The organism is Peptoniphilus sp. HCN-40583, from assembly GCF_037892835.1.
Taxonomy (GTDB): Bacteria; Bacillota; Clostridia; order Tissierellales; family Peptoniphilaceae; genus Aedoeadaptatus; species Aedoeadaptatus rachelemmaiella.
In genome coordinates this window covers 43,424-50,882 of record NZ_JBBKBU010000016.1, presented here as the reverse complement: position 1 = coordinate 50,882, position 7,459 = coordinate 43,424, and the positions used below count along the sequence as shown (strand labels likewise).

The 7,459-nt window shown below is 52.0% G+C and carries 5 protein-coding genes; all 5 read right to left on the bottom strand.

Annotated features, from left to right (window positions below):
* Window positions 1-29: 29 nt before the first annotated feature.
* The 5 genes from fusA to rpoC all read right to left on the bottom strand — a co-directional run bounded on the left by fusA (window position 30) and on the right by rpoC (window position 7,451).
* Window positions 30-2,105, bottom strand: coding sequence for an elongation factor G (gene fusA, locus WKT05_RS06240; RefSeq protein WP_215508851.1), 2,076 nt, complete (start codon window positions 2,103-2,105; stop codon window positions 30-32).
* 15 nt (window positions 2,106-2,120) lie between these two features.
* Entirely contained in the window at window positions 2,121-2,591 is a 471-nt protein-coding gene (gene rpsG, locus WKT05_RS06235) for a 30S ribosomal protein S7 (RefSeq protein WP_340413378.1), read from the bottom strand.
* Window positions 2,592-2,687: 96 nt separating this feature from the next.
* Window positions 2,688-3,104: a 30S ribosomal protein S12 gene (gene rpsL / locus WKT05_RS06230; RefSeq protein ID WP_108831901.1), complete on the bottom strand. Its 417-nt coding sequence runs from the start codon at window positions 3,102-3,104 to the stop codon at window positions 2,688-2,690.
* A gap of 166 nt (window positions 3,105-3,270) precedes the next feature.
* Entirely contained in the window at window positions 3,271-3,813 is a 543-nt protein-coding gene (locus WKT05_RS06225) for a biotin transporter BioY (protein WP_340413376.1), read from the bottom strand.
* 98 nt (window positions 3,814-3,911) lie between these two features.
* On the bottom strand, window positions 3,912-7,451 hold the full coding sequence (gene rpoC, locus WKT05_RS06220; protein ID WP_340413375.1) for a DNA-directed RNA polymerase subunit beta': 3,540 nt from the start codon (window positions 7,449-7,451) through the stop codon (window positions 3,912-3,914).
* Window positions 7,452-7,459 lie beyond the last annotated feature (8 nt).

Sequence of the window (7,459 nt, the reverse complement as noted above, 5' to 3'; positions counted from 1 at the left end):
TGTATATCCTCCTTTAATTTGGATTTGACTTATTTATTTTTGCCGTTGAGTACTTCTTCGGACACGTTCTTGGGAACTTGTTCGTAGTGGTCGAATTGCATGGAGTAGTTGGCGCGACCTTGGGTGTTGGAACGCAAGCTGGTTGCGTAGCCGAACATTTCAGCCAAGGGGACGTAGCAGGTGACGATTTGGGCACCGGCTACCAGTTCCATCCCTTCCATGCGGCCACGACGGGAGTTAATGTCGCCGATAACATCGCCCATGTATTCTTCGGGGGTTACGATTTCTACTTTCATGACCGGTTCGAGGAGCACGGGATTTGCCTTGGATAAGGCGTCGCGCAGTGCCATGGAGCCGGCAATCTTAAATGCCATTTCCGAAGAGTCGACATCGTGGAAGGAGCCGTCGTAGAGGCTGACTTTGACGTCGAGGACTTCGTAACCGCCGAGAACACCGTTTTGCATGGCTTCTTCGATCCCTTGTTGGGTCGGCCCGATAAATTCCTTGGGAATGGCGCCACCGACGATGTTGTTTTCGAATTCAAAGCCTTTGCCCGGTTCGAGGGGTTCGACTTTGATCTTGGCGTGACCGTATTGACCGCGACCACCAGATTGACGTACGAATTTGCCTTCGCCTTCGGCGGATCCGAGGATGCCTTCGCGATAGGATACTTTCGGGTTACCGATGTTTGCTTCGACTTTAAATTCGCGGAGCAAGCGGTCGACGATAATATCCAAGTGCAATTCGCCCATGCCGGCGATAATGGTTTGACCGGTTTCTTCGTCGGTGTAGGTTCTGAAGGTGGGGTCTTCTTCGGCGAGCTTTTGCAGACCGATGGACATTTTGTCTTGAGACGCTTTGGTCTTCGGTTCGATGGCGACGGAGATAACGGGTTCCGGGAATTCCATGTTTTCCAAAATGATGAGGTCATCTTCGGCACAGAGGGTGTCCCCGGTGGATGTGTCTTTTAAACCGACAGCGGCGGCGATTTCGCCGGCGTAGATTTCTTCGACTTCTTCACGCTTGTTGGCGTGCATTAAAAGGATACGACCGACGCGTTCTCTCTTGCCCTTGCTGGAGTTGTAGACGTAGCTACCGGCCTTTAAGGTACCGGAGTAGACGCGGAAGTAGGAAAGTTTCCCTACGTAGGGGTCGGTAACGATCTTAAATGCCAATGCGGAGAAGGGTTCTTCGTCGCTTGCGTGACGATCTTCTTCTTCGTCCGTATCGGGATCCACGCCGACGATGGCGGGGATGTCTACCGGCGAGGGCAGGTAGTCGATGATGGCATCGAGCAGGAGTTGTACCCCTTTGTTTTTGTAAGAGGAACCGCAGGTAACGGGGGTCATGGCCACGTCTAAGGTTCCCTTACGGATGGCGCGTTTAATGTCTTCTTGGGTGACTTCTTCGCCTTCCAAGTAGGCCATCATTAAGTCTTCGTCGAATTCGGAGACTTTTTCGATCATGTTTTCGCGCCATTCTTCGGCTTGTGCCTTGTATTCTTCCGGCACTTCCGTGATTTCGATTTCGGTACCCATGTCATCTTTGTAGATTTCAGCTTCCATGGTGACCAAGTCGATCATGCCGATGAAGCTTTCTTCGGCGCCCATGGGGATTTGAATCGGAACGGGATTACCGTGTAATTTGTCTTCGATGGTTTTTACCGAACGGAAGAAGTCGGCACCGGTAACGTCCATTTTGTTGATGTGCGCGATTCGGGGGACGTGGTAACGGTCAGCTTGACGCCATACGGTTTCCGATTGCGGTTCTACCCCGCTCTTCGCATCGAAGAGGGAAACGGCACCGTCAAGGACGCGCAGGGAACGTTCAACTTCTACGGTGAAGTCAACGTGGCCCGGTGTGTCGATGATGTTCAGGCGATAGCCTTTCCAGTGCGCGGTGGTAGCAGCCGAGGTGATCGTGATCCCACGTTCTTGCTCTTGCTCCATCCAGTCCATTTGGGCGCCACCGTCGTGGGTTTCCCCGATCTTGTGGATCCGACCGGTGTAATACAAAATCCGTTCGGTCGTCGTCGTTTTACCGGCGTCGATGTGCGCCATAATTCCGATATTGCGTACTTTATTAAGCGGCACTTCTCTAGCCACGTAATTTCCCCTTTCTTACCATCTGAAATGAGCAAAAGCTTTGTTGGCTTCTGCCGCACGATGCATTTCGTCCTTACGCTTCACTGCGCCTCCCAGGTCGTTGGATGCATCCAAGATTTCTTTGGATAAGCGTTCGACCATGGTTTTTTCGCCGCGCTCTCTGGCGTAGCGAACGATCCAGCGAAGACCCAAGGTTTGACGTCTTTCGGGACGTACTTCCAAGGGGACTTGATAGTTGGCACCACCGATACGGCGTGCTTTGACTTCCAAAACCGGCATGGCGTTGTTTAACGCTTTGTAGAATACTTCTAAGGGTTCTTCACCGGTTGCTTCTTTTACAGCGTCCAATGCGCCGTAGACGATTCGTTGGGCTGTGCCGCGCTTGCCGTCTAACATGACGTTGTTGATTAATTTTGTAATGACAACGTCGCCGTATACGGGATCGGGCATGACCTCTCTTTTAGGAATATGTCCTTTTCTTGGCATTCTCTTCCCTCCTTAACTATGTGGTTGAGAAAAATCAACGGTACTCGACTGATGTCGTGTGCCAAGAGCATCTATTGAAAAGATTGTGCTCTTTGATTAGTTACTTTTCGGTTTCTTTGCACCATATTTGGAACGCGCTTGTCTTCTTCCGTCGACGCCTGCCGTATCCAAGGTTCCCCGAACGACGTGGTAACGCACACCGGGAAGGTCCTTAACACGACCGCCACGAACTAAGACGACACTGTGTTCTTGCAAGTTATGGCCAATTCCGGGAATGTATGCCATGACTTCGTAGCCGTTGGAAAGACGAACACGGGCAACTTTACGGAGCGCGGAGTTCGGTTTCTTCGGCGTTACAGTACGAACCGCGACGCAAACGCCTCTTTTTTGAGGGGAGTTAACGACGGTTTGTTCTTTTTGTAAGGAATCGTAGTTGAATCCTAAAGCCGGCGATTTCGACTTCGTTTCGGATCTTTTTCTACCCTTCTTTACAAGTTGGTTAATTGTAGGCACTTAGTGCACCTCCTTTAATAATTGGGATTTTCTTACAGCACAAATCGATTTTCAATCATGAAAAACTACCCGTTGAGCGGGTAGTTTCTGATGCGGTCGATTTACACTCTGGTAGTGTACCATCTTTTCGTTCAGTTTTCAAGCATTTTGCGGGATTTATCCCTTCTTACGCCCGGATTTCTTTTAAAAAACCCGGCTCCGTCGCATAAAGGCGTTGAGCCACCCAGGCGATGGGCACGGCTTTAACCAAATCGAAGGGTACAAAGGCGATCATGGTTTTAAAAGCGGCGGAAAAACTTTCGCTGTTGGCGTACAAGCTAATCAAGCCGGAGAAGTTAATCAGCAAGGCACCGAAGAGGACAAAGACCAAAAGGAACGTAAGGTAACCGCGGCTTTTTACTTTTTCCAAAGCCAGGCCTATAAGGAAAGGCGAAAGCAAATAGCCAATAAAGTAGGATCCGGTGATGCCGAAAAAGACGGCGACGCCGCTGCGACCGCCGGGCAAAACCGGAAGACCGATGGCGATGCAGAGCAAGAAGACGAAAACGGTTAAGGTGCCGTTTTTCTTTCCCAGGATTGCCCCGGCCAGGGCGCAAACCATATTTTGCAGCACGACGGGCACGCCGACGGGGGTGGGAATCACCAACAGGCCGCTTAAAATAATCACGGCGAGATACAGGGCCATGGTTGTCAGTTGTTTTGTTTTCACGTTTAAACCTCCATTTACAATACTATTGTAAATTATGCGGCTTTACGTTTCTCTTGTCAATAGAAAAAACTCCGCCGAAGCGGAGTTTCTTTTCTCTATCAGGCCTTCATGCCTTCCAGCAGATCTAATTCTTCTTTTCGCTTGTCTTCTTCTTCCCAGTAGACCGTGCCGTTTTGGCGGACGCCGGTCCCTGCGGGAATCAATTGACCGATGATGATGTTTTCTTTTAAGCCTTTCAGGTAATCTTGTTTTCCTTCGATGGCTGCATCGGTTAAGACGCGGGTGGTTTCCTGGAAGGATGCGGCGGAAAGGAAGGAATCCGTGGCCAAGGATGCCTTGGTGATCCCCAATAAGGTGGGAATGGCCGTGGCTTCTTTAAGGCCTTCCGCCTTCGCTTTTTCATTGGCGTGTTCGAATTCCTTCTTGCTCACCATGCTGCCGGGGAGCAGGCTCGTGTCGCCGGCTTCGTCGACGCGCACTTTGGACATCATTTGCTTGACGATGACTTCAATGTGCTTGTCGTCGATGTCTACCCCTTGGAGACGGTAGACCCGTTGAACTTCTTTGACGATGTATTCCTGTACGCCCATGACGCCCTTGACGCGAAGAAGGTCTTGAGGATAGACGGACCCTTGGGTGAGTTCGTCGCCTATTTCGACACGGTCGCCGGGTTTTACCTTGACGCGAGCGCCGTATACCACCGTATAGGCTTCGGAATTGCCGTCGTCGTCTGTAATGACGATTTCACGTTTTTTCGCCGTTTCACGAATGTCCACCGTCCCGCTGATTTCAGCAATAATGGCGAGACCTTTGGGCTTACGCACTTCGAAAAGTTCTTCGACACGGGGCAAACCTTGGGTAATATCCGCTGCCGCTGCAACACCGCCGGTGTGGAAGGTACGCATGGTCAGCTGGGTACCGGGCTCGCCGATGGATTGGGCGGCGATGACGCCGACGGCTTCGCCGATACCGACCGGGCGACCCGTTGCCATGTTTTCGCCGTAACACTTGGCGCAGACGCCATCTTCGGAGTGGCAGCCCAAGACGGAACGAATCTTCACTTCTTCGATGCCTGCGGCGACAATGGCATCGGCTTCATTGGATCCGATCATTTCGCCGCCCTTGGCCAGAAGTTCGCCGGTTTCAGGATGAAAAATATCTTCGTATGCCGTACGACCTTCGATACGATCGTGCATTTCTTCGATCATTTCGCGGCCGTCTTTAAAGGACTTGGCCACGATGTAGCTGTCCGTGCCGCAGTCTTCTTCCGTAACCGTCACTTGTTGCGAAACATCGACCAGGCGGCGGGTCAGGTAGCCGGAGTCGGCGGTACGCAGTGCCGTATCGGCCAAGCCTTTCCGCGAACCGTGGGTGGACATAAAGAATTCCAATACGTCCAGGCCTTCACGGAAGTTTGAGGTAATGGGGACTTCGATGGTGCGCCCCGAAGGCGAAGCCATGAGCCCGCGCATGCCGGCCAATTGACGAATTTGGTTCTTGGAACCACGGGCCCCGGAATCGGCAAAGATGAAGATGTTGTTCATTTCGCCGAAGCCTTCCATAACTTTGTCCGTTAAGTGATCCGTGGCTTCGTTCCAAATATCGATGACGTGTTCGTAGCGCTCTTCGTCGCTGATCAGCCCTTTTCTGTAGGCCTTTTCGTATTTTTCCACGTCTAAATCCGCTTGATGGAGAATTTCCGGTTTTTCCTTGGGAATTTCAACGTCGCCCATGGAAATGGACATGGCACCTACAGTGGAGTAGTGGTAGCCCAAGCTCTTCACTTCGTCGAGGAAAGCCGCCGTTTCCAGATTGTCGTGGAGTTTGTAGCAGCGATCGATGATTTTTCCTAAGAGCTTTTTGTCGATGACGCGGTCGATTTCAAGGCCGTAGGGATCTTTTTCACGGTCCACAAAACCCAAGTCTTGGGGAATGGCCCGATTGATCAAGAAGCGACCCACGGTGCTTTCCACAATTTTGCCGCGCTTGTCGTCTGCGTCTTTAAAGCGGCGGACCTTCACGTGGGAGTGGAGGTGCACCCAACCGCAAGCGTAGGCGTGCATCATTTCTTTTTCGTCGACAAAGGTCATGCCGTCGCCTTTGACGTGGCCTTTTCTATCTAAGGTCAGGTAGTACATTCCGAGAACCATGTCTTGGGACGGGGTGGTAATGGGCTTACCGTCTTTCAGCGCCAAAATGTTGTTGGTGGAGAGCATTAAGAGGCGAGCTTCCGCCTGTGCTTCCGCCGAAAGGGGCAAGTGAACCGCCATTTGGTCCCCGTCGAAGTCGGCGTTGTAGGCCGTACAGGCGAGGGGATGCAGCTTAATGGCTTTGCCTTCCACCAAGACCGGTTCGAAGGCTTGAATCCCCAAACGGTGCAAGGTAGGCGCACGGTTTAAGAGCACCGGATGGTCTTTAATAACCTCTTCCAGTACATCCCATACTTCAGGGCGTACCCTTTCCACCATGCGCTTCGCGCTTTTGATGTTGTGAGCTAGTTCCCTGTCGACCAATTCCCGCATAACGAAGGGCTTAAAGAGCTCCAGCGCCATGTTCTTCGGCAGACCGCATTGATAGAATTTCAAAGACGGGCCGACGACGATAACGGAACGACCGGAGTAGTCGACACGTTTACCCAGAAGGTTTTGACGGAAACGCCCTTGCTTACCCTTGAGCATTTCGGAAAGGCTCTTTAAGGGGCGGTTGCCGGCGCCGGTGACGGGGCGGCCGCGGCGGCCGTTGTCGATTAAGGCGTCGACGGATTCTTGAAGCATCCGCTTTTCGTTACGCACGATGATTTCAGGCGCGCCGATGTCCATCAGTTTTCTCAGACGGTTGTTCCGGTTAATGACCCGGCGATACAAATCGTTTAAGTCCGAAGTAGCGAAGCGGCCGCCGTCTAATTGCACCATGGGGCGCAGCTCCGGCGGAATGACGGGGATGCAATCGAGGATCATCCACTCGCATTTGTTGCCCGAGTTTCTGAAGGCTTCGATGACTTCCAAACGGCGGGTAATGCGCACCCGCTTTTGGCCCGTGGCATCGTCCAGCTGATCCCTTAAATCCTTGGAGATCGCGTCTAAATCCGTCTTGCGTAAAAGGTCGCGAATGGCTTCCGCACCCATTTTCGCTTCGAATTTGTCGCCGTATTCCCGCTTAAACTCGCGGTATTCCGTTTCGGAGAGGAGTTGTTTTTCGTATAAATCCGGCACCCCTTCGTCGACGCGGGTGACGATGTAGGATGCGAAGTAAAGGACTTTTTCCAACGCCCGGGGGCTAATGTCCATGACAAGGCCCATGCGGGAGGGAATGCCCTTAAAGTACCAAATGTGGGAGACCGGCGCAGCCAATTCGATGTGGCCCATGCGTTCTCTTCGCACCTTGGATTTGGTGACTTCCACGCCGCATTTTTCGCAGACTACGCCTTTGTAGCGCAGGCGCTTGTATTTTCCGCAGGAACACTCCCAGTCTTTCGTGGGCCCGAAGATCTTTTCGCAGAAGAGACCTTCTTTTTCAGGCTTCAGTGTTCTGTAGTTAATGGTTTCCGGCTTTTTGACTTCCCCGTAAGACCATGATCTGATTTTTTCCGAGGATGCTAAGCCGATTTTGATGGAATGAAATAATTCGTTTCTGCTCAAGGAGCAAG